26 protein-coding genes are annotated in these 25886 nt (G+C 64.0%); 5 read left to right on the top strand and 21 right to left on the bottom strand.

The annotated features are described in order from the left end of the window. The first annotated feature begins 5 nt into the window (after positions 1-5). Positions 6-782, top strand: a complete 777-nt coding sequence (gene nagB, locus NQ050_RS01305) for a glucosamine-6-phosphate deaminase (protein WP_257037445.1) — start codon at positions 6-8, stop codon at positions 780-782. Here nagB and NQ050_RS11185 read toward each other — a convergent pair. Continuing rightward, positions 779-3478 carry a DEAD/DEAH box helicase gene (locus tag NQ050_RS11185; RefSeq protein ID WP_306428453.1) on the bottom strand — a complete coding sequence of 900 codons (2700 nt, stop codon included), beginning with the start codon at positions 3476-3478 and terminating at the stop codon, positions 779-781. The two genes, nagB and NQ050_RS11185, sit on opposite strands and share 4 nt — an antisense overlap. Positions 3479-3902: 424 nt before the next feature. After that, positions 3903-4820: an endonuclease domain-containing protein gene (locus NQ050_RS01290; protein ID WP_257037444.1), complete on the bottom strand. Its 918-nt coding sequence runs from the start codon at positions 4818-4820 to the stop codon at positions 3903-3905. 120 nt (positions 4821-4940) lie between these two features. On the opposite strand from NQ050_RS01290, the gene menE reads away from it, so the two are divergent. Both menE and NQ050_RS01280 read left to right on the top strand, forming a co-directional pair. Next, positions 4941-6068, top strand: a complete 1128-nt coding sequence (gene menE / locus NQ050_RS01285) for an o-succinylbenzoate--CoA ligase (protein WP_257037443.1) — start codon at positions 4941-4943, stop codon at positions 6066-6068. A gap of 41 nt (positions 6069-6109) precedes the next feature. After that, positions 6110-7000, top strand: a complete 891-nt coding sequence (locus NQ050_RS01280; protein ID WP_257037442.1) for a 1,4-dihydroxy-2-naphthoate polyprenyltransferase — start codon at positions 6110-6112, stop codon at positions 6998-7000. Here NQ050_RS01280 and NQ050_RS01275 read toward each other — a convergent pair. After that, positions 6986-7288, bottom strand: a complete 303-nt coding sequence (locus NQ050_RS01275; RefSeq protein WP_257037441.1) for a DUF4229 domain-containing protein — start codon at positions 7286-7288, stop codon at positions 6986-6988. The genes NQ050_RS01280 and NQ050_RS01275 overlap by 15 nt on opposite strands. Positions 7289-7354: 66 nt before the next feature. Here NQ050_RS01275 and NQ050_RS01270 point away from each other — a divergent pair, with 66 nt between their 5' ends. Continuing rightward, complete coding sequence (locus NQ050_RS01270; RefSeq protein ID WP_257037440.1) at positions 7355-7600, top strand: hypothetical protein; 246 nt, start codon at positions 7355-7357, stop codon at positions 7598-7600. On the opposite strand, the gene ccsB is transcribed toward NQ050_RS01270, so the two are convergent. The 16 genes from ccsB to NQ050_RS01190 form a co-directional block, all read right to left on the bottom strand. Then, positions 7597-8517, bottom strand: coding sequence for a c-type cytochrome biogenesis protein CcsB (gene ccsB, locus NQ050_RS01265; protein WP_257037439.1), 921 nt, complete (start codon positions 8515-8517; stop codon positions 7597-7599). The genes NQ050_RS01270 and ccsB overlap by 4 nt on opposite strands. Positions 8518-8600: 83 nt before the next feature. Beyond that, complete coding sequence (locus tag NQ050_RS01260) at positions 8601-10211, bottom strand: cytochrome c biogenesis protein ResB (protein WP_257037438.1); 1611 nt, start codon at positions 10209-10211, stop codon at positions 8601-8603. Positions 10212-10245: 34 nt separating this feature from the next. Next, the gene (locus tag NQ050_RS01255) at positions 10246-11022 is read right to left on the bottom strand and encodes a cytochrome c biogenesis CcdA family protein (RefSeq protein ID WP_257037437.1); all 777 of its coding nucleotides are present in this window, start codon (positions 11020-11022) and stop codon (positions 10246-10248) included. A 9-nt stretch (positions 11023-11031) separates the two neighbouring features. Continuing rightward, positions 11032-11619: a TlpA family protein disulfide reductase gene (locus NQ050_RS01250; protein ID WP_257037436.1), complete on the bottom strand. Its 588-nt coding sequence runs from the start codon at positions 11617-11619 to the stop codon at positions 11032-11034. Then, positions 11620-12237 (bottom strand): histidine phosphatase family protein, encoded by a 618-nt coding sequence (locus NQ050_RS01245; protein WP_257037435.1) that lies wholly within the window; start codon positions 12235-12237, stop codon positions 11620-11622. Then, the gene (gene hemL / locus NQ050_RS01240; protein ID WP_257037434.1) at positions 12234-13535 is read right to left on the bottom strand and encodes a glutamate-1-semialdehyde 2,1-aminomutase; all 1302 of its coding nucleotides are present in this window, start codon (positions 13533-13535) and stop codon (positions 12234-12236) included. The genes NQ050_RS01245 and hemL overlap by 4 nt, the downstream gene beginning before the upstream one ends. A gap of 57 nt (positions 13536-13592) precedes the next feature. Beyond that, complete coding sequence (locus NQ050_RS01235) at positions 13593-14990, bottom strand: protoporphyrinogen oxidase (RefSeq protein WP_257037433.1); 1398 nt, start codon at positions 14988-14990, stop codon at positions 13593-13595. A gap of 28 nt (positions 14991-15018) precedes the next feature. Further along, the gene (gene hemE, locus NQ050_RS01230) at positions 15019-16068 is read right to left on the bottom strand and encodes a uroporphyrinogen decarboxylase (protein WP_257037432.1); all 1050 of its coding nucleotides are present in this window, start codon (positions 16066-16068) and stop codon (positions 15019-15021) included. Between the two features lie 8 nt (positions 16069-16076). Beyond that, positions 16077-18410 (bottom strand): heavy metal translocating P-type ATPase, encoded by a 2334-nt coding sequence (locus NQ050_RS01225; protein ID WP_373456391.1) that lies wholly within the window; start codon positions 18408-18410, stop codon positions 16077-16079. Positions 18411-18682: 272 nt separating this feature from the next. Next, positions 18683-19066 (bottom strand): hypothetical protein, encoded by a 384-nt coding sequence (locus NQ050_RS01220; protein ID WP_257037429.1) that lies wholly within the window; start codon positions 19064-19066, stop codon positions 18683-18685. Positions 19067-19093: 27 nt separating this feature from the next. Then, positions 19094-19609, bottom strand: a complete 516-nt coding sequence (locus NQ050_RS01215; RefSeq protein WP_257037428.1) for a hypothetical protein — start codon at positions 19607-19609, stop codon at positions 19094-19096. Next, entirely contained in the window at positions 19606-20622 is a 1017-nt protein-coding gene (hemB, locus tag NQ050_RS01210; protein ID WP_257037427.1) for a porphobilinogen synthase, read from the bottom strand. Before hemB ends, NQ050_RS01215 begins: the two co-directional genes overlap by 4 nt. After that, positions 20619-21425 carry a uroporphyrinogen-III synthase gene (locus tag NQ050_RS01205; protein ID WP_257037425.1) on the bottom strand — a complete coding sequence of 269 codons (807 nt, stop codon included), beginning with the start codon at positions 21423-21425 and terminating at the stop codon, positions 20619-20621. The genes hemB and NQ050_RS01205 overlap by 4 nt, the downstream gene beginning before the upstream one ends. Before the next feature lie 5 nt (positions 21426-21430). Beyond that, the gene (hemC, locus tag NQ050_RS01200) at positions 21431-22324 is read right to left on the bottom strand and encodes a hydroxymethylbilane synthase (RefSeq protein WP_257037424.1); all 894 of its coding nucleotides are present in this window, start codon (positions 22322-22324) and stop codon (positions 21431-21433) included. An 11-nt stretch (positions 22325-22335) separates the two neighbouring features. Beyond that, entirely contained in the window at positions 22336-23655 is a 1320-nt protein-coding gene (locus NQ050_RS01195) for a glutamyl-tRNA reductase (protein ID WP_257037423.1), read from the bottom strand. 85 nt (positions 23656-23740) lie between these two features. After that, a complete protein-coding gene (locus NQ050_RS01190; RefSeq protein WP_257037422.1) occupies positions 23741-24001 on the bottom strand; it encodes a glutaredoxin family protein in 261 nt (86 codons plus the stop codon). A 143-nt stretch (positions 24002-24144) separates the two neighbouring features. On the opposite strand from NQ050_RS01190, the gene NQ050_RS01185 reads away from it, so the two are divergent. Further along, complete coding sequence (locus tag NQ050_RS01185) at positions 24145-25182, top strand: HAD-IB family hydrolase (RefSeq protein WP_257037421.1); 1038 nt, start codon at positions 24145-24147, stop codon at positions 25180-25182. A 53-nt stretch (positions 25183-25235) separates the two neighbouring features. Here NQ050_RS01185 and NQ050_RS01180 read toward each other — a convergent pair whose 3' ends face one another. After that, positions 25236-25337, bottom strand: coding sequence for a 30S ribosomal protein bS22 (locus tag NQ050_RS01180; protein ID WP_003402602.1), 102 nt, complete (start codon positions 25335-25337; stop codon positions 25236-25238). Positions 25338-25570: 233 nt separating this feature from the next. Next, on the bottom strand, positions 25571-25762 hold the full coding sequence (locus tag NQ050_RS01175; RefSeq protein WP_257037420.1) for a helix-turn-helix domain-containing protein: 192 nt from the start codon (positions 25760-25762) through the stop codon (positions 25571-25573). Positions 25763-25886 lie beyond the last annotated feature (124 nt).

The following is a 25886-nucleotide window of genomic DNA, read 5'->3' as shown; positions in this document are numbered from 1 at the left end:
GCACCATGGAAATCATCATTACCAGCCAAGACGAGGCCGCACGGATCGGCGCTGACATCCTGGAACGGTACGTCAGGGCCGGCAAGACCCTGGGACTGGCCACTGGCTCCACCCCGATCGGCACCTACCAGGAGCTCATCCGACGCCACCGCGAGGAGGGCTTAAGCTTTGCCAACTGCACCGCTTTCCTCCTCGACGAATACGTTGGCCTGCCCAAAGAACACGAGCAGACCTACTACCAAACGATCAGGCGCGAGTTCACCAGCCACATCGACATCGATGACGCCCGCGTCCACAGCCCCGACGGCACCGCCACAGACCCCAAGCAGGCAGCCGCGGATTACGACGCCGCCATCGCCGCAGCCGGCGGCGTTGATGTGCAGGTGCTAGGGATCGGCACGGACGGGCACATCGCATTCAACGAGCCCGGCTCCTCACTGAGCAGCCGGACCAGGATCAAGACCCTCCACCCGGCGACCGTGCGCGACAACTCACGCTTCTTCGGCGGCGACGAATCCCAGGTCCCCCACCATGTGCTTACCCAGGGAATTGGCACCATCGTGGAGGCCCGCCACCTGGTGATGTTCGCCTTCGGCGAAGGCAAGGCAGAGGCCATCGCCGCGATGGTGGAAGGACCCGTGTCTGCCTACTGCCCGGCGTCGGCACTGCAGATGCACAACCACGTCTCCGTGATCGTCGATGAAGCCGCCGCCGCCAAACTCAAGAACTTGGAGTACTACCGCTACGCGCTGGAGCACAAGCCGAGCTGGCAGACATTCTAACCTTCTTCGATAGTGACCACGGTGGCGTCGGAAATGCGCAGGCGCTCGCGCTCTGCCTTGATAATTTCCTGAGCGATTTTGATTTCGCTCACATCTTTGGCATCGGAGACTTGAGCCGAGTTTGCAAGGCGCGCGAATTCGTCGAACACCGCGCGCTTTTCGGCTGTGACTTCGAGGAGGCGCTCATCCACGGTGTCGTCGCCAATGATCCGATGCACCTGCACCACCTCCATCTGCCCCATGCGATGCGCGCGCGCCACCGCCTGATCCTCCAGGCTGGGCTTCACCTGCACCTCCGTGAAAATCACCACGCTCGCCTGCTGGATGTTCAGGCCCACGCCGCCCGCGGTGATCTGCGCGAGCAGCACATGGCCCGCTTTGCCCAGCGCATCCACGTACTCCTGGCGGCGCGCGGGCGGCACCGAGCCATCGATCGTACCCACCGACACCGCCTGAAACTCCCTGGCCAGCAGATCCAGCACATCGCGGAAATAGCTGAAGATCAGCACATTCTTGCCATCCTCATGAGCTTCATCCACCAGCTCCCGTATGCGCTCCAGTTTGGCCGAAGTGGGCGCGGAGTTTTGGCTGCCGTCAGCCACGATCGCAGCCCTCCGCGCCGCCATCCATGCGCCCTGCCGAATGGCCTCGAAATAGCGCTGCTGATCTGCGGCGTTGAGCTCCACCCACTCCTCGTTTTCCACTTTCTGCGGGAGCTCGTCCAAAACGTCCACCTGATTGCGGCGCAGGTACACCGGCGAAATCGCCTTGCGGAACTCACTCGGGGCCACCTGGCGGGCCGCCTCCTTGCCCACCTGCTCATCCAGGAAGCTCACCAACGTGGCGAACTCCTCCCTGCGGTTTTCCAGCGGGGTGCCGGTCATCATCAGGGCGTATTCCGCGCCGGCGAGCACCCCGCGCACGGCCACAGTACGCTGCGCAGCGGGGTTTTTCACCATGTGAGCCTCATCCACAATCACCATCTGCGGCTGGCCCACATCCAGCGTTTTCAAGGTGTCAAAGGTGGTCACCAGCACACCGCCCTCGCGCCGCCACGCATGCACCGCAGCTTCCCGCACTGCCCCGTGCGCCACAAACGTGCTCATGAGGGAGAACTTCGCGAGCTCACGCTTCCAATTCAGCAACAACGACGCCGGCACCACCACCAACACCCGCGCCACCTCCGCGCGCGCCTGCAACCCCGCACTCACGTGGGCAGCCGCCGCGATAGCCTGCAGCGTCTTGCCCAGGCCCATTTCATCGCCCAGCAAGACCCTTCGCTGCACCACAGAGAACTTTGCCCCGAACAACTGGTAGCCGCGCAAGAACACGTCCTTCATGAGGGACATATTCAGATCCAGCTCCCTGATGGCCTGGAGTGCCTGCTGGTCCAGAAACTCCAACCCGGCCTCGGGCGCGTCCAGGCGCAACAGCGAGGACACCAAACCCTGGTACGCCGCCGGGCGCGAAAGATAATCCTCCCACGCCGCCTGCACATCCCCTACCGGCGGCAGCGCCCTCCCCAATTGCGCGCGCGCTTCCTGAACCGCCGCATGAAAGCGGCGCTCCTGCGCCAAGTCCGCGCTGCCCAACAGGAAGCCCCCAGGATCGCTCGGCCACGTGGCACGGCTGAGGGCGTCGGCAAGCGCAGCCCAATCCTGCCCACTCGACGCACGCTCGGCGGCGCGGGCCTCGTAATCACGCAGCAGGGCCACGATGGTGCGCTCCGGCGGCAGGCCGCGCGGCGAAATGCGGAAATCGCGCGCGTTGTGCTCCTCATTGAACAGCGTCTGCGCCGCCGCCCGCATCCGCTGCGCCGTCTGCTGGCCGATCCCAGGCACCTGCGTCAGCGAATACTCCGACGCCCGCAGCACATCCCCGACCGTCCGAAACCCCGCCGACTCCACCTCCGCGCCCATCCGAAGCGTTCCGGTTGTGGCCTCGCGCAGCGCCTCAAGCGGCAGCTTATCGACGAGTTCCCACGCCCGCAGGTCCCGAAGTTCACCGAACAGTTGCCGCACCAGCGCGGCGGCGGGGTCCTCGAACGCGCCGAGACTACCGAGCGGGGAGCTCGCGGGCAGGTGTGACCAGGTTGTGGGGGTGGTTGTTGTGTCGGTTGTGTCCGTTGTAGCGGTTGTGGTGGGGCTGGCGGCGAAGGTGAAGGCTGCCTGGAGGTCCGGGTGCAGGGGCTGGTTTGGGTGGGAGGTGGTGGCGTCGGAATGGCTTGTGACCTGGGACCAGAGCTGCAACATTGCTTTGAGGGCCGAGGTCTCCGCGGACTGTGCGAGGGCTTGGGTTTCGCGGGCGTAGGAGTCGAGTTCCGGCCACGGTGGCGGGCCGCTGAAGAGTGAGCGGAGGAAGCCGCGCGGGGCGGGGGTGGCGGCGACGGTTTGATCGCGGAGGAATTTGAGGTACCCGAGGCTTGATTCCAGTGCCGTGAGCTGGGCTTTTGCTTGGGTGAGCACATCTGCGGGCGCGAAGCCGAACGCTTGGGTGACCTGCAGCGCGAGGGGCAGCTTCACCTGGCTGCGCGGGACCACGACAAACATCGCATCCCTCATGGGCACCATAAACGTTTGCTCGAACGAGGCCGCCGCCGGCGTCACCTGCTCGAGCTCTTCAATAAAGCTGCTGGCCTGCCGTTGGAGGGCGACCAGCTCCGAGGCCAGACCATCAATCCGCTGCAAATCCGCCATGGTGATACAGCCTAGTCGGTGGGTTATCCGCCCTTGGCAGGACACTTTTGGCAGAAGGGGTGCAGAAAAACCAAAAAGTGTCCCGCTAAGGGCGCGGGCGGAGGTGCATGCCGGTGTAGACCACAGACCTAGGGGTGGAAGCAGGGCCGGTGCCGGGGCCCCAAACGCACCCCTAGCCAAAGCAAAACGCCCCAAGCAGGACACCTTCCGCCAAAACCGTGCAGAAAAACCAAAAGGTGTCCCGCTAAGGGCGCGGGCGCGCACCAGCGAAGGCGCAAAACAGAGAGGGCTCGGCCCGAAACATGGCAGGCAAGCAACAAAACGCCCTCGGGCACCGGACAAAAGCGCACCTCAGCCCCCAGCGGGCACGCCAAAGGAGGCGCCCGCAACTAACTCAAACAGTGGCGCCCCAAGAAAGAGCAGGTCAGAGGCCCTCGCGGGCCAGGATTTCGACGTGCCAGGTCCAGACGGGTGGGAGGATGTCGGCGTTGAGGCGCTTGCGGGGGTGGGCTTTGCGGTAGTCGGCAAGTGCGCCGAAGAAGGCCAAAATCTCCTTACGGTGGCTGGCCACGCAGGAGTCGGTGACGCGCAGGGCAGTCCAGCCGGCGGCCAGGGCCGCGTTGGTCTTCCAACGGTCGGCGTAGAAGGCGCGGTCTTTTTCGAGGTGGTACAAGGCGCTATCCACATCCACCACCAGCCGCGCCTTCCTGCAGCCCACGTCCCAGCGGTAGCTGCCCACGCGGAACTGCGGCTGCACGTCCAGCCCCACATTGCGCAGGTCACGGATGAAATCTCGCTCGAGCCCGCTGTCCGCGCCGAGCACCCAATCGCGGCCCATCGCCTCCCGCAGGTCACGCTTCACCGCGCACCCCATCCGCCGCAGGTCATCGCGCACCGCCCGCGCCCCGGCCTCGCCCTTGTAGGCGTTCTCCACGAATTTCCGCAGCCTGTAATCCCGCTGCTCGCCTTGCCTGAGTGTGGCCTGGGCGGCGTCGGCAATGCTGACCACCGGCAGCCCCGCCACAATTTCATGGTGCCGAAGCCGGCTGCGGCGCAGCTCGAAGGAACCGGTGCGGCGCACGCTTCCCGACGCCACCCGCGCCCGCAGGGGAAAGGTGAGACTGTGGCCTCGGTGTATTTGGAGGGCGGTGGTGCCCTCGAAGATGAGGCCGGGGCGGTGAAGGGCGAGCGCATGGGCCATGACCAGTGGCGTTACGGCTGTCAGCGAGTAGACGCCGCGGAAGACTCGGAAGATTTTGCCCTGGCGCAGCGCCCGAGCCACCGCCGACTTGCCGCGGCCCATCCGGCGCAACTGCCAGGTGGTGTACACACGAATTTCCATACCTACTTGGACTGCTCGCGCGGCCTCCCGGTTCCCTTAGGGGGACACCTTTGGGGATTTCGGTGCGCGTTTGGCCAAAGGTGTCCTGGTTGGGGCGCGAAACGCTGGTAGCATCACCCTGTGATTTTGGAACCCTTGCGCGTAAGCTCGAACAACCTGGCGGCGGTGCTCGACGCGCTTGAAGAGGCCATCGCCGGAAAGCGGAGCCTGCTGCCCGTCCCGGCGCATGACCCCGCCCGTGCCGATCTGCTGCGCCGCACCCAACGCGCTGGCTCGCCGATTGATGAGGACGTGGCACTCGTGGTCCCCACCTCCGGCTCCACGGGCACGCCGAAGGGCGCGATGCTCACGGCACGCAACTTGGTGGCCTCGGCGGATGCAACCCACCAGCGTTTGGGCGGCGAGGGCCAGTGGTTGCTTGCGATGCCCGCGGATCACATCGCTGGCCTGCAGGTTTTGGTGCGCTCGCTGATCAGTGGCTTCACCCCCGCCGCCCTGGATGTCTCCGCCGGCTTCCACATCCCCGCATTTAGCCTCGCCGCGCAGGAGCTGGCCGCCGAGCCACACACGGGCCGCCTCTACACCTCCCTCGCCCCGCTGCAGCTCCTGAAGGCGATGGACACGTTGGAGGGCATCGAGGCGCTGAGGGTCTTTGACGCTGTGCTCGTCGGCGGCGCTCCCCTGCGCGCGGCGGACCGGCTAGCGGCCGCTGAGCTGGGCATACACGTGGTTACTACCTACGGCTCCTCGGAGACGGCGGGCGGCTGCGTGTACGACGGCGTGCCGCTGCCCGGCGTGAGGGTGCGGGTCGCGGGCGAGCGCATTTTCCTGGGCGGCCCGATGGTGGCCAAGGGGTATCGCAACCTCCCAAACCATGAGGCCTTCTCCGAACCCGGCTGGTTTGCCACCAGCGATACGGGGGCAATTTCCGACGGCACCCTGGAGGTCACCGGCCGCCTGGATACGGTGATCGTGACGGGTGGTCTCAAGCTGCACCCCGAGGTGGTAGAGCGCACCGTACAGGCGGTGCCCGGGGTGCGCGGGGTGTGCGTGGTGGGCGTGTCGGACGCGCGGTTCGGGCAGGCGGTGTGCCTGGCCTATGAGGGAACGGCCACGCCGGCAGACATCATTGAGGCGCTCGACGAATACCCGCGCTGGCAGCTCCCCAAACAGATCCTCAAGGTGGATGCGCTGCCGCTGGCGGGGCCTGGAAAAGTGGACCGCAAAAAGGTGGCGGGGCTGTTTTAGAGGTTTTGGGCTGGCGCACGTTGTGCGGGACAATAGTTCGCATGCACGCTGAACAATCCAAAGGCCCAACCGCAGCTCAATGGCTTGAGGGGGCCCGACCCCACACGTGGGCGAATGCGTTTGCGCCGGTCATCGTGGGTTCCGGCGCCGCTGCTCATGAGGGGGGGTTCAGTGCGCCTCGGGCGCTGCTCGCCGCAGTGGTCGCGTGGGCGTTGATCGTGGGCGTCAATTACGCCAACGACTACTCCGACGGCATCCGCGGCACCGACGAAGACCGCACCGGCCCACTACGCCTCACGGGCTCGGGGCTCGCCAAGCCGGCGCATGTGAAGCGCGCGGCGTTCGTAGCCTTTGGGGTGGCCGGCGCCGCGGGCATCGCCCTCTCCCTCATGAGCTCGTGGTGGCTCATTCTGGTGGGCGCCGGGTGCATCGTGGCGGCGTGGTTCTACACCGGCGGCGAGAATCCATACGGGTATCGGGGGTTCGGCGAGGTTGCGGTGTTCGTGTTCTTTGGGCTCGTGGCGGTGTTGGGCACGCAGTTTACGCAGGCCGGCGTGGTCAGTTGGGTGGGGTTGCTGTGCGCGGTAGCGATCGGCTCGATGAGCGCCGGAGTGAACCTCATCAACAATTTGCGCGACATCCCCACCGACACCGAGGCAGGCAAAATCACGCTGGCCGTCCGCCTGGGCGACCCACATACGCGCACGCTCTACGCCGTGCTGATGATGGTCCCGGTGGTGGCGTCGGTACTTCTTGCCCTGGCTACCCCCTGGAGCCTTGTGGGCCTCGCCGCAGCGCCTCTGCTGCTGGTGGCGGCGCGGCCTGTGCGTGCGGGCGCGGTGGGGCGTGAGCTGATTGGCGTGCTCGGGGCCACGGGCCGCGCGATGGTGGTGTGGGCGCTGCTGACCACGGCCGCACTAGCGCTTGGCTAGCTCCTCCTTGACCCACTGCTTGCGGGCCTTGCGCTGTTGGTCCCACAGGGCAACGGCGCTGGCTGCGCGCTCGCGGAGGCCTTTGAACACGAACATGGACAGCGGCATGGCGACGATCAACGCGAGCGTCGCGGAAATGAGCAGCGGCACGGGGGCACCGGTGGCCATCGCGATGCCCTGAATCACCACGGTCAGCGCGAGGAATAGCCCCAAGCGGGCCAAACCGTACAGGGCGGCGGCTTTACGCGCCTGCGCCCCCAAGTGAGAATCTGAATCCGGTGTATCCATAGCCGAAAGCCTACCCGCAGGTAGCATGGAAAGCCCTATCCGTTTTCTAGCGCGCAAAGGAACCTCATGGGACGCCTCATTCTTCTCCTTCTGCTCATCGCCGCCGTTGTGCTCGTGTGGAAGGCTTTTGGGCCGAGCTCGTGGCAACGCAACGCCGCACCCGAGCCTCCCGCCATTAAAGGCCCGGACGACGATGAAGAGTTCCTCTGGCGCCTCGAGCGCGATAGATTCAAGCAGCGCAGGGCGGAAGAAGAGAAACGACGCCGCCAAGAAGAGCAGCGGCGCAGGGAAGAAGGGCGGGAAGAAGGTTAGTTGAGGCCAGCGTAGGAGTGCAGGCCGGAGACCACCATGTTGATGAAGAACAGGTTGAAAATCATGGTGGCAAACGCCGCGACGTTAATCCAAGCCATTTTGGCGTTGCGCCAGCCGGATGTCGCGCGGGCGTGCAAGTACAGCGAGTACAGGATCCAGGTGATGAAGGAGACCGTCTCCTTAGGATCCCAGCCCCAGAAGCGACCCCAGGCGGCCTCCGCCCAGATTGCGCCCAGAACGATGCCGAGGCCGAGCACTGGCACGGTGACGATGGCGGTGCGGTAGGCGATGGCGTCGAGGGTCTTGGCGCTCGGCAGGGGCTTTGCGATCTGCCCCAGCAGGCCGCGCTCCTCCCCCGGCTTCTGTGCCATCCGCAGCAAGTACAGCAGGCTAGCAGCGCCGGAAACCAGGCCGATGGAAGCACCCAGGGCCACGGTAGTGACGTGGATCGGCAGCCAGATGGATTGCAGCGCCGGCACCACGGGCGCAGAGGTAGAGTACAGCTTCACCGCACCGTAAAACATCAAGGCAAGCACGGGGGTGAGGACCCAGGGCCACATCACACGGAGGTCTTTACGCTGCAAGTAGATGGAGGCAATCGCCATGGCCAACGCGGTGATGGACAGCACGTACTCATAGAGGTTGCCCATGGGGAATCGGTTGGCGGACACTCCGCGCAGCACCGCAGCCGCGATGTGGAATATCACGCCCAGCCACACCATCGTTTGGGTCATGCCCGCGAGCTTGTTGGCCTTCTGCTCCAACACGTCCGTTGGGGCATCCTCACGCTTGGCGTCCACGATCTGGCGCACCTTGGAGGTGTGGAAGATGGAGAGCACCAGTGCGATCAGGTACACAAAAAAGGCGCCGGCGAATGCCGAGTCGGAGGCGGATGCCAGTGTGGTATTCACGTTCATGGGGAGGTCCTTATGGCCTGAAAGTTGATCGCACAGTTATTCCCCCAAAAGTTGGGGGAAGATTCTCAAACTATGGGTGGATATTAGTCTTCTTCGTCCGGTTCGGGCAAACCCAGGATCCCCCTATGAACACGCTCGTACTCTTCGCCCCACCCGGCGCGGTCGGTGCGGGCCAGGCCCGCGGTCTCTACGAGGGTGACGGAGTCGGTCACCGGGCGCAGGCGCACCCAGATGCGGCGGCGCTTCACAAACAGCGAGCCTGAGAGGGAGGCAATTGTCACCAGGGCGAACAGCAAGACCCAGTTCTGGGAGGGGTCGTGGCTAATTTGGTAATTGGCAAACTCTTGGGCACCGTCGAAGGTGATGCGGGTGCCGTCGTCAAGCGTGACTTGCTCCCCCACCGTGAGGTTTACCCTGTCCACGCGCTGCAGTTGGCCGGCCTGGATCAGGGAGGGGTCCAGCTCGAAGATGGATTGGCCGCGGCCTGTGTCCAGGCCATTGTCGCCGCGGTAAATGTCGATAGCCACCGCGGGGTCCGTCATGGCAGGGAAGCTTGAGGTGAGAAGGGAACCGGAGTCTCCCTCCCACTGAGCGGTGGGAGCAAACAGGCCCTGGATGGCGATCTGCTGTTGCCTGCGCTCAAACAGGTCTGGGTACAGGCCGGCGGGTGGGTCGAAGCGCATCACGCCGGAACTCAAGAAGAAGGTGGGGTCCGTGGGCTGCCACTGGATAGTTTGGGTGCGTTGCTCGCCATTGGGCCACGTCACAGTGAACGTGGGCGCGTATCCGTGGCCCTGAAGGTAGATACGGTCGCCGGCGAGGCGCAGCGGATGGTTCACCTTCAGTGTGTAGTCCTGCCAGGTTTCGGGGTCGGCGAACATTTCCTCTCCCGTGGCATAGGAAATCTCCGAGGTAAACATCTCCGCCTGGCCGGTTGGCAGGTAGTCCGCCACAAAGCTATGGGCAACAAAGCAGAAAGGATGCAGACCGGTGCCGTCGAAAAGCGCTCCCGCCCGGAAGGAGTCAAAGTTTGCGGTTGCGGTGTTGCAGAACTCCGAGTTTTGATTGGGGTCGTCGCTGGCAATGATGATGACCTGCCCCTCGTAGGACCAGAGCTTTCCGACGGCCACCGCCACCAAAATTCCCACAAGCCCCAAGTGGAACGTGAGGTTGAAGAACTCACGCAGGTAGCCTTTTTCCGCAGCGAAGGAGCGAGCCCCGGCGCGGTCTTCATGAGGGGAATATTCGGCGAGGTGCCAGCCCTTCAGCACCCCACGAATGTCCTCGGCAACGGCGTCAATGGGCTTCTCCACGCTCCCCTTGCCGTGGTGCGGCATGCGTGCCAGCACCTTCGGCGCGCGAACCGGCGGGGTCTTCATCGCTTTGTAGTGGTCCCAAGAGCGAGGGATGATGCAGCCGATGAGGGAGAAGAACAGCAGCGTGAAGATGGCGGTGAACCAGGTGGAGGAAAAGACGTCGAAGAGCTGGAGCTTGTCGTAGATCTCCGCGACCTTGCCGTTAGCCTGGATGTACTCGATGACCTTGGATTCGTTGAGGGAGCGCTGCGGCAGCAACGCGCCTGGGATCGCCGCCACCGCCAGCACGAACAGCAGCATCAGTGCGGTGCGCATGCTGGTCAGCCAATGCCAGGCCTTCTTCAGCGCCGTGACGGCCATGCCAAAAATGTTCACCATTCTCCTTTAATAATTGCGCGCTTCAGCAGTTCAGCTACACCAGCGTTGCGCCGTAGGCTACGGTCCATTGGCGCACCCAGTTAATGAACACGGCCCACTGGCCAGACACCAGCGCCACGCCCACCAAGATGAGCATCACGCCACCGATGATCTGAATGGTGCGTGAATGCCTCCGCAGGAACCCCACGCCCTGCATCGCCTTCGCCGAACCCAGAGCCACCAGCAAAAACGGCAGGCCAAGACCCAGGCAGTAGCCCACGATCAGCAGCACGCCGCGCGCCGCGGTCATCCCCTCCGTACCCGCAGACACCGAGATGATCGCCGCCAGCGTGGGCCCCAAACACGGCGTCCACCCCAGCGCAAACACCCCACCGAGTAACGGGGCGCCCACCAGGGAAGTCCAACGCCGCGGGGCAAAGCCGCGTTTGGTTTGCAGCAGCGGTACCGCCCCCATGAACACGAGGCCCATGAGGATGGTAATTACCCCACCTCCCCTCATGAGCAACTCGGCGTTCAAGGTGAGTGCGCTGATGGCACCGAACACAGTAACGGTGGCCAATACAAACACCACGGTGAAGCCAAGGATGAACAGCAGCGCCGCGCCGGCCACACGCCAGCGCCCGGAACGCGCCACATGCTCGCCCTCCATCTCCGCTCCCACCACGGAGGCGAGGTAACTCATGTAGCCGGGTACGAGCGGCACCACGCACGGACTAGCAAAGCTCACCAGGCCCGCAACAGCCGCCGCAAGCAACCCCAACAGCAGCGGCCCTGAAGCCGCTAGCTCCGCAAACTGCGCACCAATATCCATCGCAGTGCCTTACGCCAGGGTGTCTGTCACTGCGATCACGTCTGCAGCAGTGATCTCTCTCAGAAACACTGCGGCAGGGCGATGCTGCTTGTCCAGGACAATGGTGGTAGGCACTACCGACGCAGGCACGCCGCCAAGCAGCGCCGCAGTCTTGAACGGAGGATCATAGAGGGAGGGGTAGGTGATGCCGTTGTCCGTGAGGAAGTCCATGGAAATGTCCGGGTTGTAATCACGCACATTAATGCCTAGGACGGTGCCTTGGTTCGTGCTCTGGAGGTGCTCGTGGACCTCCTGGAGATCATCACTTTCGCTGCGGCAGGGGCCGCACCACTGGCCCCAGGCGTTGAGGACCACCACTTGGCCCTCGTATTCAGCCAGGTCCAATGTTTTTTGCTGATCCAACTCCTGGAGCCACTCCCCTTGCAGGTTTTGGATGGGAGCACGCTCATCTTCTGCGTAGAAGATGTCCGTTTGCCCACCTGGGGAGTGGAATTGAAAGGTGCCTCCTACGGCTACGGCGTCGTCGCCAGCCGCGCCCTGGCAGCCGGCCAACACAATGCTGGCTGCGGCAAAGGTTGCAAGCACTGCTCGTTTCATTTAGTACAGCTCCTGTGCGGGTTCCGTATAGATGTAATCGATGAGCTCGTCGCCGCGGTAGACGAGGGAGGTGCAGCTTGCGAGGTTGCAGCGCCGGGCTGCAGGATTGTGCGCAAGGGATTTGCCCAGCACATGGCGCTGGACGCACACGATGGGCAATTGGTGGCTCACCAGGATGGCCTCGTGGCCACGGGCGCGTTCCCGCGCCTCAGCAATCACTTCCATCATGCGTTCGGCGATGTCCACGTAGTGCTCACCCCAACTGGGTAGCGTGGGATTACTCATGAGGGGCCAGCGGATGGGGTTCCACAATTGGGAGCGCACACCCTTGACGTGCAGGCCCTCAAAACGGTTACCGGCCTCGATGAGGCGCTCGTCAGTTTCCAAGGTGAGGCCCGTGATCTCCGCGAAGGGCTGCGCGGTTTCCTGCACGCGCTGCAGCGGGGAGCCCATGAGGAGGGTGACGTCGTGGCCCGCGAAGGCCTCGGCGGCACGTTTGGCCTGCTTGCGGCCCCGGTCACTGAGGTGGAAGCCGGGGATACGGCCGTAGAGGATCCGCTCGGGGTTGTACACCTCGCCGTGGCGGATCAGGTGGACAATCGTGGTTTCTTTGCTCATTTGGCTGCCGCCGCTGCTGCTTGTGCCGCTGGTACCAGGGCCGCTTCGATTCGCTCAAAGTCGTCATCGCCAAGCGCGGTGGAGGCGAACCAGGTTTCAAAGGCGCTCGGTGGCGCGTACACGCCATGTTCCAGCAAGGCGTGGAAGAAGGGGGCAAATCGGAAGGTGTCCGCGGCCTTCATGTCCTGAAAATTGCGGCCCTCGCCCTCGGCAAAGCGCACGGAGAACATGGTGGCTGCGCGCTGGATGTGGTGCGCCACGCCCTCGCGGGTCAACGCCTCGCTGATGAGGGCGGTGAGGCGCTCTACATTCTTGCCGAGCTGCTCATACGCGGCGGCGTCGGCAAGCTTGAGGCTAGCCATGCCCGCGGCCATCGCAACGGGATTGCCGGACAGCGTGCCCGCCTGGTACACGGGGCCCTGCGGTGCAAGGTGGCTCATGATGTCTTTGCGCCCGCCGAAAGCCGCCGCGGGCAGGCCGCCGGAGACGACTTTGCCGAAGGTGGTGAGGTCGCCCGCCACGCCGTCCACGCCGAACCAGCCGCGTTCCGACGTCCGGAAGCCAGTCATCACCTCATCAAGGATCAGCAGGGCGCCGTTGGCATGGGCGATCTCCTTGAGGGCCGCATTGAATCCCTCATGAGGAGCAACGGTGCCCATGTTGCCGGCGGCTGCCTCCGTAATGATGCAGGCGATCTCGCCAGGGTGCTGGGCAAAAGCCTCACGGACGGCGCTGAGATCGTTGTAGGGAACCACGATGGTATCGCCCGCCTGCGCGCCGGTCACACCAGGGGAATCCGGCAGCGCGAAGGTGGCAAGCCCGGAGCCCGCGGCGGCGAGCAGGGCGTCCACGTGGCCGTGATAGCAGCCATCGAACTTCAGGATCTTGGTGCGGCCCGTGAACCCGCGTGCCAGGCGCACAGCGGACATGGTGGCCTCCGTACCCGAGTTCACCATACGCACCTGTTCAACTGAGGTACGCTCCACGATCATCTCCGCGAGCTGTACCTCAGCCTCAGTGGGAGCGCCAAAGCTCAAGCCGGAAACCGCGGCCTCCTGCACGGCGCGCACCACCTCTGGGTGGGCGTTGCCGTGGATCATCGGACCCCAGGAGCACACCAGGTCCACGTACTCGTTGCCGTCCACATCCACCAGGCGCGAACCTTTGGCCTCACGGATGAAGCGAGTCTGGCCACCCACGGAGCCGAAAGCGCGCACCGGAGAGTTCACACCACCTGGGGTGAGCTCTGCGGCGCGGCGAAACAGTTGGGCTGAACGATCTACAGGTGAAGCAGGCATGCCTGCCATTGTAGGGCATTTCACCTCAAACGAAAGTTGGGGGTATCCCCTCATGGACTAGCTCATGAGGGAGGCTGCGGCTTGGCGTGCCTGCGCGATCACGGCCGGCACGCCCACACCGTCCACCCAAGCACCCGCGACGCCGACGCCAGGCACCTGGGCCACCAGCTCCTTGGCGCGCCGCACGGTTGCCAGGTGCTCCGGCCCGTACACCGGCAGGCCGCCAAACCAGCGCTGGACGTAGATTTCCTCGAGGCCGGCTGCGCGGCCATCGAAGCCGGTGATGCGTTGGAGGTCGTCGAGGGCGTAGTCCACCAGGGTGTCCTCTTCGGCGCGGGTGATGGCATCGTCGCCGAAGCGCCCGAAGGAGGCGCGCACCAGTGCGCCGCCGTCGCGGTTCAGGTGTGGCCACTTCTTGGAGGAGAAGGTGAATGCCTTGGCGTGGACGTCGGGCTCATCCAGGGCCACGAGGATCCCGGAGTTGTCTGGCAAACCGGTGGCGCTGGCAAACCTCATGCCCACCACGACGGAGCTCGCGAGCTTGATGCTGCGCAGCGTCTCAGAGAGCTCGGGGGAAAGGTCGCGCAGCAGCATCGCGGTGGTGGGGGCGGGGGTGGCAAAGAGCACGCGGTCGAAGGGTTGGGAATCGCCCGCGCCTTTGAGCAGAAATTGCTCGCCCTTCTTGCTCACGGAGGAAATGAAGGCATCGATGTGGATCTCCGCCCCAGACTGTTCTGCCAGCGCCTCATAGGCCTCGGCGTAGCCGCCCTCAAAAGCCGCGAACACTGCAGGCTTGTAGCCGCGGGCTTTGTTGCGCGCTTCCCTATCGGCAAGCAGCCCAGCAACCGCGGCGCTTAAGGTCACAGGCTTGCCTTCTGCAGCCAGCGCATCGAAAGCTGCCGCGAGCTGCGGCACCGTGGCGCGGATCCCCAGATCGTCCGACGATGCCGAATACACCCCACCCTGCAAAGCCGAGACCACGCGGTCTACCACCTGGTCGCCGTAGCGCTCGCGCACGAGCGCCCCCAAACTGTAATCACCATCTGCATCCCACTCGATCCCCGGCGCCGCCCCTTCGGCGTCGATGCGTGCGCACGTGGCGTCGTCGAGAAGCCCCTCCAAGCCTTCGCTGCTTGCGGGGATGCCCATGAGGGAGCGCTCGGGCATTTCGTGGGTCCTACCACCCGCGTAGAGCAGCGACGGCAGGCCAGAGGGGCTGCGCAGGGCCTCACCAAGACCAAGTTCTTTGAAGAACTCCGTGGCGTCTTGGCGAAATGCCAGGTAGGCCTCCGCTCCCATGTCTGTGGGGCCGGCATTGAAGGCCACCGTGTGCAGCTTGCCGCCGATCCGGTCCGCCGCCTCGAAGACGCTCACCTGCGCTTGGGGGTTGAGCTTGTGGATTTCGTACGCTGCGGTGAGGCCAGCTAGGCCTGCGCCGATGATCGCAATGCGCATTGCTGCTTCCCTTATCTGAAGTAGTGAGTTAGTGCTGGTGAATGAGCTCCACCGCGCGGGTAATCGCATCTGGGTCCGTGCTGGGGATCACCCCGTGGCCCAGGTTGAAGATGTGCCCCAGGGCATGACCTTGCTCGATGGCGCGGTCCGCCTCTTCGCAGATCCGCGCGATCTCCTGGGCAAGCACCTTCTCGCCGGCGAACAGCAGCGCGGGGTCAAGATTGCCCTGCAGGACTTTGGGGCCGGTGGCTTGGGCTATCCGACGTGCAGCCGTATCCAACGGCGTGCGCCAATCCACGCCCACAACGTCTGGGCCGGCCTCGGCCATCGCGGGCAACAGCTCACCGGTGGCAACACCAAAGTGGATCCGCGGAACCGGCGCCGATCCCATGTTGCCCACCTCAGCGAAGATCTGCTGGCTGTAGGGCAGCACGTGTTCGCGGTAGTCGCGCTCCGTGAGGAAGCCCGCCCAGGAATCGAACAACTGCATGGCCTCCACGCCTGCCTCGATCTGCGTGTGCAGGAAGGCGATGATCGTTGGCGTGAGCCTTTCCATGAGGGAGTGCCAGAGGGCGGGCTCGGCGTGCATCATCGCCTTGGTGGTCTCATGGTTGCGGCTCGGGCCGCCCTCCACCAGGTAGGAGGCCAGGGTGAAGGGCGCACCGGCGAAGCCGATGAGGGTTTGGGCATCGGTGAGTTCTTCGTTGATGATCCGGATGCCCTGGGCTACTTCTTCTACCTCGTGCTCCAGAATGGGCAGGTTGGCCACGTCCTGTGCAGTGCGGATTGGGTGGGCCACCACTGGGCCACGGCCTGCAACGATGTCCAGGTCCACGCCGGCAGCCTTGAGGGGCACCACGATGTCAGAGAACAGGATTGCGGCGTCTACGTCGTGCCTGCGCACCGGTTGCAGCGTGATCTCGGCGAGCAGCTCCGGCATGAAACAACTATCCAGCATGGGGATGCCCTCGCGGACCTTACGGTATTCGGGGAGGGAACGCCCTGCTTGACGCATGAACCATACGGGGCGGCGCGTCGGGGTTGCGCCGGCTGCGGCCTGAAGGAGAGGTGCTGTCATGTGTTTCATCATGCCAGAAGTGCACGCGCACGCTGGGAACGGAACTCGATAGCAAGGGTGATGCCGAGCATGCAGACTGTGGCGAGCATCGGATGCAGTACTCCCGCGACGGCCAGCACGAGCACCACGATGTGGTACACCCAGGCGGTGAGCAGGTTAATTTTCACAAGGCGCTGCAGGCGGCGGGCGAAGCGCACCAGCTTCGGTATGGGGGTCACTTCGGAGCCGAGAATCACCACGTCCGCGGCGAGCTGCTCCATTTCGCTGGGGTTCTTCACCTGCTTGAGCGCACCGGAGAGGATACCCACGTTGGCCACCTGGAAGCAGGCGTTCACGGAAGTGTCGCCAACCATGGCCACCTGGGCGCCGTGCGCCCGCACACCGCGCACGGTTTGGGCCTTGCTTGCCGGCTGCACCCCGGCCAGCACGTGGGACACACCCACGGAATCACCGTAGCGCCGGGCCACTGGGTAGGTGTCCCTGGAGAGCATCATGGTCTCCACCCCCAGCCCCTCAAGGGCATCCACGGCCTCTAGAGCGTCCGGCTTGGGATCATCATGGAGCGTCACGACGCCGCGGTCCACCCCCTTCCATCGGACCACCAGCGGGGAACCGCCGGCAACGGCCGCGGCCGCAAGGCGGCCTGTGAGGTCCGAGAGGTTCTTGGGCCGCCAAAGGATGGCCTCGGTGGGGCGTTCGTCGATGGTGATGGTGGCGTGGAAGTCACCCTCATCATCAATTTCTAGGTGGCTGGCCTCCAACCAGGTGGGGATGTTGGGGTCATGGACGGCGTCGCGCGATTCACGCGCGGCACGCACCAGGGCCCTGCTCACCGGGTGATCCGACTCCATTGCCAGGGCTGCCGCCACACGGATCACCATGTCTGGATTCTCTCCGCGCGCTGCAGTGATGCTTTCCACGTGCATTTCGCCGTCGGAAAGCGCCCCGACCCTGTTGAAAATCACCGTGTCAGCGCGAGACAGCGCCTTGAGCGCGGCGCCGTCGCGGATGAGCACCCCGGCGCGCGCTGCTCCCTCGATGCCCTGGCGAACAGCGATGGTTGCGGAGACTGCGATGGACAGCGGCGCCACCGCTCCGAGGACCGCCAGCGTGGTGGCGAAAGCCTGGTTGAGGTTATTCGTCACCAGCGCCCAGAGGGCGAAGTTCACCCCGGCCACAGTGAGCGAGATCGGCACCAGATTGGATGCGGCACGGGTGGCAATGCCCTCCGCTTGTGTTTGGAAGTGTTGGGAGCTGATGACCCAGTGCAGGACGGCCGCTACCCAGGTTCGGTGGCCGGTGTGTTCCACGCGCACTTTGAGTTGTGCGGTTTGGTTCAGGCTGCCCGCGAGCACGGTGCTACCTACCTTGGCCTCGTATTTGGGGATGCCGATCAGCCCGGCTTTGAGGGTAGAGGCGCCACCGATCACGCGGCCATCCACCGGCACGATGCTGCCTGCGGGCACTAGGACGTCGTCACCCACGTTCAGTTTCTGTAGCTTGGTGTGGGTGTGGGTGATTTCGCCGGTCTTACGGTTTTTGCGCACCACCTCTACTTCCGTGGCGGGGTCGGGGCGGAAGCGGCGGAACTGCTCCACCAAGCTCACCCTGGACTTGCGCACGAACAGCCTGCCCGCCAGGAGAATGAGGGTCATGCCGCAGGCGACATCAAAGAAGAGCACGCCGCCGGCGAAGCGAGTGGGGTCAATGGTTGTCCATAAGGGGTTGGCGCGGTACGTTGGCTCGCCGATCGCCGTGAACAGCATCATCACCACCGTCCACAGCCAGGCCGACATGATGGCAAGAGAACTCGGGGCATCCAGCGCAGACATGCCGCGGCGCCACCCCGCAATACAGGCGCGGTGGAAAGGCCATGCACCGTAAAACACCACGGGCATGCTAAGCACCATGAGGACCCACTGCCAATAGTCGAACTGCAATTGCTGGTAGAAGCTGATGAGCAGCACTGGCAGGGTGAACACCGCGCTCACCCAAAGGCGACGCTTGGTCACCAGGGCCCGGGCGGTGAAGAGTACGTTGGAGACCTCCGCCTCACTCACTGCAGCAGGGGCGTGGCGTTGCACTTGCTCCGCCAGGGCTTTGGCCGCGTTGCGGCGTCGGTGCCGACGCAACGCCCTGGTGTGCCGGCCCTCTTCCACATCAGCCCACGCCATACGCCGTTGCAGCGAGGACTCCGAAAGCTGCGCTGTGACACCGGCGGCGTCGAACACCGCTATGAGATCCCGCGGATCCACTTTGCCCGGCGCGGTCACCCACGCCATGTGGGTTTCATAGACAATCTTGGCGCGCACTCCCTCGATTTCCTCCAGCGCCGCCTCGATCTCCCCGATGCTCGCCGCGGACTGCAGTTCACCGAGCCGGAAACTCCATGAGGTGGCGCCGTGCTTTGCCCCGCCTGCGGTTTGAGCAAGGAAAGTCCCCGTGTCTACCCCGGCGCGCGCGGCAGCGGTTTTCGCCTGTTCAATGGCGGTTTCTACGGCAGCGTCAGCACCGGCGGCAGTATTCGTGGCTGTACTGGTGTTAGCGGTGGCTTGCGCGGTGTCCTGCTGTGGCTGTGCCTCGCCGCCATCGCGCGAGTGCTCGGCACCGTGATTCATGGGGTCTCCTGCAGATGGATGAATTGTTGATAGCGCGCCACCGCGCCGCTGTTCAGCAGTACAGCGGTGGCCGCGAGCAGCAGGGCGTTGCCCACCAGCCACCACGATTCCACACCGAGGAGCACCGCGCTGAGGTTACCCACCACGAGCACCGCCGCGGGCACGAGGAATTTCCGGCCGGAATGTGCGAGCTTTGTGGAAAGGGCGGCCACCATCACCCCACCGATGATGTTGAGCATCGCCACCGCCGCTCCAGCGTCAAAGCGCTGCGAGTGTGCGAGCAGCACCAGCCCGGAGAGCACCAAGGTAAAGGATGCCACCACTGCGCAGACTCGGGCTCCGCGAAGCGCAGCGGGGGCGGGGTGTTCGATGGGGCGCATGGTTTGCAATCGTAGCCCCAACACTTGCTACTTGGCGATCTCCCCAGTGTGCTTCAAAGACTCCTTCTTCAATCCGAAGCTCACCCCAAGAAGCGCCGCGGTGGCCACGGCGATCTGCACGCAGCCGTCGATGGCGTACAGCACAGTGGGGATGTCAGTGTTCGTCGGGGAGGCCACCAGCAGCAACACCGCGCGGATGCCAAAGTACATGCCAAAGTAGGTGAGCACTCGTCGCGCCGTCGCGGAATGTTTCTTTCCGCCGCGGTACAGCCCCACAATCCAAGCCACCACGGCCAGGATCACCAGTGCGAGCCCGCCCATCGCCACCACAGAGAAGGTGTATGCCGCAGAAAGCAGCGCGGGGTCCGGCGTCTGCCCTTGTTCCGCGAGCAGCTTGGACATGGAGGCCTGCGCAGGACCGCGGTTAATCAGGCTCATCGCCACGCTCAGCCCCTGGTGCACCAGCTCCAGCCCGAGCGCTGCGATCCACGCGAGTACCGACGCCGCCACCGCCGCTGGGGCTATAGTTTCCCGCGCGCTCATGAGGAGGTGATCACCTTCGCTGCGTCCACTGCAAAGTACGTGAGGATTTGCTGCGCACCCGCCCGCTTGATGCTGGTCAGCGATTCCATCATCACAGCCTCCAAATCCAGCCAACCGTTTTGGGCCGCAGCGTGGAGCATGGCGTACTCGCCGGAGACTTGGTAGGCGGCAACTGGTACCGGGGAGCTCTGGGCTACCTCGCGAAGAACGTCCAGGTACGGCATTGCGGGCTTGACCATCACAAAGTCCGCGCCCTCAGCAACATCGAGCTCCACTTCCAGCAGGCTCTCCCGGAAGTTGGCGGGGTCCTGCTGATACGTGCGGCGATCGCCCTGCAATGAGCTTCCCACGGCCTCACGGAATGGACCATAGAAGGCAGAGGCGTATTTTGCGGAGTATGCCATGATGGCGACGTCGGAAAAGCCCTGCTCATCCAGCGCCTGGCGGATCACGCGGACCTGCCCGTCCATCATCCCTGAGGGGCTGATGATGTGGGCGCCGGCTTCGGCCTGGGCGACGGCCATGCGTGCGTAGGCGGTGAGAGTGGCGTCGTTGTCGACGATGACTGCGCCGTGACGGTCAGTGGAAAGGACGCCGCAATGGCCGTGGTCGGTGAATTCGTCAAGGCAGGTGTCCGCCATGATGAGGACGTCGTTGCCAAATTCGCGGCGCAACTTCGCGATGGCCTCGTTGAGGATGCCCCGGCGGTCCCACGCTCCACTCCCCACAGCGTCTTTGTGCTCCTCGAGGGGCACGCCGAACAGGTCCACGCAGCGGATACCCACGCTCACCGCCTCATGGACAGCCTCCACCAGGGAATCCAGAGTGTGCTGCACCACCGACGGCATAGAGGAAATTGGCCGCGGCTCGTCAATGCCCTCCGCCACGAACATCGGCAAGATGAAATCGCTCGGGTGAAGGTGTGTTTCCGCCACCAAGGAACGCATCGCCGGGGTACCACGTAGTCTCCTTGGCCTGCGCAAAAGCTCGCTTGAGACAGGTCGATCAGTCATGTGTTCTCTCGTTTCTCGATCACTTCTGGCGTGCCGTGCTTCGCGTGCGTGCGGGCGTAACTCGCGAGCGCCTCAACCAGCGTAGCGCCCTGCGCCACCTCCGGTACCACATCCACGCGCAACCCAAGATCCTGGGCTACCCGCGCGCACTTCGGGCCGATGCACGCAACCACTACGCTCGGGTGCGGCTTGCCCGCCATTGCCACCAAGTTACGCGCGGTCGACCCAGAGGTAAAACACACCGCCTGCACCTTGCCGGATTGCCAGGCGGCAACAAACTGCGCGCTCGGCGGCGGCGCGGGCACAGTATGGTACGCCGGCACGTCCACCACCTCCCATCCCTTCGCCTTAAGGCCGGTGGGCAACTCCTCCGTTGCAATGTCCGCACGCGGCAGAACCACCAACCCCTTCCCGTTCCCATGAGGGAAGGCAGCCACCACCCCCGAGGCGTCCTGGTGCTCCGGGGCAGGCATGAGGTCCACGGGGATGCCGTGGGCTTGAAGGGCCGCGGCCGTCGCCGGCCCCACCGCAGCCACCCTCATGGACAAATCTGCTACCTCTCCCCCGGTGAGGGCGCGCAATACGGGGAGGGTGAATTGCACCGCGGTGGCGGAGGTAAACACCACCCACTCCGGCCCCCTCATGAGCGCGTCCATGAGGGGGGATTCGGCTGCGGGGGTGAAGGTGATCGTCGGTACCAGCTCCGGAACTGCCCCCAACCGCTCGAGCATGGCGGCCATCTCCCCCGCCTGGCCCTGCGCGCGTGGCAGGACCACGCGCCACCCGTGTAGCGCTTGGCTCATGGCGATCAATTCAGGATGTCTGCCGCGCCTTGCGCCAGCAGTGCCTCGGCGACCTCTTGGCCGATCGCCTCCGCCTCCGTGGCCGGGCCGCGCTGGGAATGCACGAGCTTACGGGTGCCATCCAGCGCAATCACCGCGGCGGAAAGCTCCAGCTCATCGCCCTCAACAGTGGCATGAGCAGCAACCGGTGCAGTGCAGCCAGCCTCCAGGGCGCGCAAGACCGCGCGCTCAGCGGTGGCGCTACGGGCGGTGGCGGCGTCGATAAGCGTTTCCAGGGCGGCGCTGGCCTCAGCATCGTCGACGCGACACTCCACAGCGAGCGCGCCCTGGGCGGGTGCGGGCAGGAAGATCTTGGGGTCGAATACTTCAGTGGCCTCGGCTTCTCGGCCGACGCGGCACAGGCCGGCGTAGGCGAGGACGACGGCATCGAGTTCCCCGGAGGTGACTTTGGCGATGCGGGTATCAATGTTGCCGCGGATTGGGACGCACTCCACGTCGGGGCGCAGCGCCTTGATCTGGGAGATTCGCCGTGGCGCGCCCGTGCCCACCTTCGCCCCCTGCGGTAAATCGGCCAAGGTGAGGCCGTCGCGGGCAATCAGGCAATCGCGGGCGTCGGCACGCTGCGGCACCACCTGTACGAACCTGGGGTCAGGCGCCGTTGGCAAGTCCTTCATGGAATGCACCGCGATGTCGCACTCGCCGCGTTCCAGGGCATCGCGCAGCGCCTGCGTGAACACACCGACGCCGATGCGTTCCACGGGAGCCATGTTGACGTCTCCGGGCGTGGTCACAATGTGAATTTCCGCGCTCACTCCGTGCGCCGCCAGGTCAGCAATCACATGCCCGGACTGGGTGGTGGCAAGCAGGGACCCACGAGTCCCCAACGCAAACGTGCGCACGATGTGTTCTCCTACTGTTGTTCTGGTGCCGGCGATGGATTCGCTGAGGCCGGAATGGAAACCGCAAGCCCAAACAGCTCCTGCAAGGCGGTGTCATAGCTCACCGTGCCCGAGTTCGCCGCGAGCTCCTTGACCCGCACCGTCGGCTGGTGAAGCAACTTATCCACAACCCGGCGCAGGGTGCGAGTGACCTCCTCGAAGTCCTCATCATCCATGCTTGGGGTTCGGCTGCGCAGACGCTGCAACTCCTGATCCACCAGCCCCGCCGCATGCTGGCGCAACGCCGTGACCGCGGGAGCCACGTCCTTGATGCGCTGCGCGGAAGAATATGCATCCAACTCTTCGGCGACGATCCGGTGCGCCTCCGCGTCAGACAGGGAAGGGTCCTGCTTCTTGATCGCATGCAGCTTCTCAATGTTGACGAGCTGCACCTGATCCACCATCATCACGTCATCCGAAATATCCCTGGGCATGGACAGGTCAATCAGCATCATCGGGTGCCCCGGAGTAAGGTCCGACGCCTCAATCGTATAGGTGTTCGCACCGGTGGCACTCACCGCAATGTCCACCTCACGCAGCGCCTCATTGCGGGACTCAAAATCCACCACCTCGGCAGCCACCCCCGCCTCACGGGCGTGCTCCGCCAGGCGTTCCGCGCGCGAACGCGTCCGGTTAGCCAACACCAAGGTCTCCACCCCCAGCCGGCCCAAATGCGTGGCCGCCAGCGAAGCCATCGCGCCCGCGCCAAGGACCAGCGCTTTCTTTCCAGCCAGCGGCGCCTGCTCATGAGGAGGCAGTCCCATGAGCGGCAGCGCCTCATCAAAGGCAAAAGACACCATCGACGCCCCCGCATCATCAATATCCGTCTCGTGATGCACACGCTTTCCCGCGTGCAAGGACGCCTGCACCAACCCGTGCAACGCCGGGCCCACCGTGCCGACGTCGGTGGCCTCCTGATACGCGGTGCGCACCTGGCCAATGATTTGCTGCTCGCCGACCACCATGGAGTCCAAACCAGCGGATACCGTCATCATGTGCTCCGCCGCAGCATCCGCATAACGGACGTAGAGGTACCCCCGAAGCGTTTCAATATCCACCCCCGAAATGTCATGGAGTACATCCACCACCTCATTGACCCCCGTATGGAAACTGGAGGCAACTGCATACACCTCAAGGCGGTTGCAGGTGGAAATGATCATCGCTTCACTCAAGCTCGGTTGCTTCACCAAAGCGGAAGTGGCGCTGGTGCGAACGGCATCGTCCATGCTCAGTTGCTCGAGGAGGGTCACCGGCGCCGACCGGTGGGACATCCCCACCACCAGAACACTCACCTGATCCAACACCCTTCCACTATCAACCTTTTGGTTGAAATGATGCTATACCTCGTAACGAACACACGCTACCGCGTACCCCCCTTCAGGACAACAAAGCCTTGGCTAACTCCTCATTGTCCACTTCCCAGCACGCAAACTCCTCCCCGTCAATCACCACCACCGGTACGCGGTCCCCAAACTCCGCCTCCAAATCCGCCGAGTTCTCCACATTCACCACCTGCAGCACCGCACCCGAATGGGCAATCACAGGGGCGATCTGCTCCGCAACACGGGCGCAGGAGCCGCAGGAGGGGCGGGTCATGAGTTCTACGAGTTTCACCCACGCAATCCTACCTCCCCTCATGAGCAAGTTTGAAGGTGTAGTTCAACTTGAAAAGTGTTCATGAGGGGAAGCAAGCGCGGCGGCGCGGATGGTGGCAAACTTGTTGGCAGCACTTGACCACCCCTGCACCTGACACTCAACTTTGCAAAGGTAGCTTGAAGCACGTGAGCGAACACTCCCCCTCTTGGCACCACACCCCCCAGGACTTCCTCGCCGGTTGGTCGGCCACCCGCGGCAACTTGCGCCGCTTCCTTGAGGAATACGCGCTGCCGCCCGTCGATGATGCAACGCAGCGTGAGGCCGGTGAGGCCGCCGCTGCCGTCGCCGCCGCGGAACTGTTTGGCTTGGACCTCGCGCAGTACACCTCTGGACTTGACTCCGTGACCGGCTCCATCGAGGCCGCGGGCACGCTCCACGTGAATACCCCGGACCCGGAAATCATCCAGGACGTGGGCGCCGCGGCGTTCTTTGACATTGACAACACCCTCATCCAGGGCTCCTCGCTGATCGTCTTCGCCATCGGCCTGGCCAAGAAGCGCTACTTCAAATTCTCGGAGATGCTGCCGGTGATGTGGAAGCAGATAAAATTCCGGGTCACGGGCGCGGAAAACGCCGCCGACGTCGCCGAAGGCCGCCAACAGGCCCTAGAGTTCATCAAGGGCCGTAAAGTGTCCGAGATCAATGAACTGTGCGAGGAAATCATGCAGTCCAAAATGTCTGAGCGCCTCTGGCCGGGTACAAAATTACTTGCCGACGAACACATCCAGGCAGGGCATCAGGTTTGGCTGGTTTCTGCAACGCCCGTGCAGCTCGCCCAAGTGATGGCGAAGCACCTGGGATTTACGGGTGCCCTGGGCACCGTAGCCGAGGTGGAAGACGGTGTGTTCACAGGCAGACTGGTGGGAGACATTCTCCACGGCCCTGGTAAGCGCCACGCCGTGGCAGCCCTGGCCACCCTGGAGCGCCTGGACCTGCAGCGCTGCACCGCCTATTCGGACTCCATCAATGACATCCCGATGCTTTCCATGGTGGGCACCGCCGTTGCAGTGAACCCTGACCGGCAGCTTGCCAAGGAGGCCAAGGCGCGCGGCTGGCAGGTGTACGACTACCGCTCCATCCGCAAGGCCGTGCGCACCTTCGGTATGCCAGCACTGGCCACCGCCGCCCTGAGCTTCGGCGGCTGGCGGGCACTCAAAAACTAGCGGAAACACAAACGCCGCCCAGAAGGGAGAACCCTTCTTGGCGGCGCGATGTGTTACTTGCCCAACTTACGACGCTGCACACGAGTGCGACGCAGCAACTTGCGGTGCTTCTTCTTGGACATGCGCTTGCGGCGCTTCTTGATGACAGAACCCATTCTAGGTTTCCCTCGCTTCTTCGTTGGTGTACGTACTTCCCTGCCAGCCGAAAACTCCTCTCACCTGCAACCCGAAGTGCACGTTCAGTGATGCCAGTGATGCGCGGTGCGCAAAATGGGAGAGGCGGCGACACGAATGGGATCAATCATACCGACCAGCAAATAGGATTAGCAAAAGCTCCCCTCATGAGCTCATGAGGGGAGCTTTTGCTTGTGGCATGGATCCTTGGAAACTAACCAACCTCGTAGTAGGAGGAATCCAAGTAGTCGTTCACCGCTTTCTCGTGAACACGGAAGCTCCGTCCAACGCGCACCGCTGGCAGTTCACCGGAGTGAACCAGGCGGTACACAGTCATCTTGGACACGCGCATGAGTTCTGCGACCTCAGCGACCGTCAGGAACGATCCATTTTCTTTATTTGCCATATTTCTTTCACCCTTCAGCAAGTGGCGCGCTGCAGGCTTCCCCTCCCGCAGAACAATCACGCACGTGCTCGCTACAGCCTAGCGTGAAAGGTGTGACTATTGCGACTCACGGGGTGCCAAATTT

The organism is Corynebacterium sp. 122RC1 (assembly GCF_024580955.1).
GTDB classification, from domain to species: domain Bacteria; phylum Actinomycetota; class Actinomycetes; order Mycobacteriales; family Mycobacteriaceae; genus Corynebacterium; species Corynebacterium kozikiae.
This window is presented reverse-complemented; position numbering and strand designations above follow the sequence as displayed.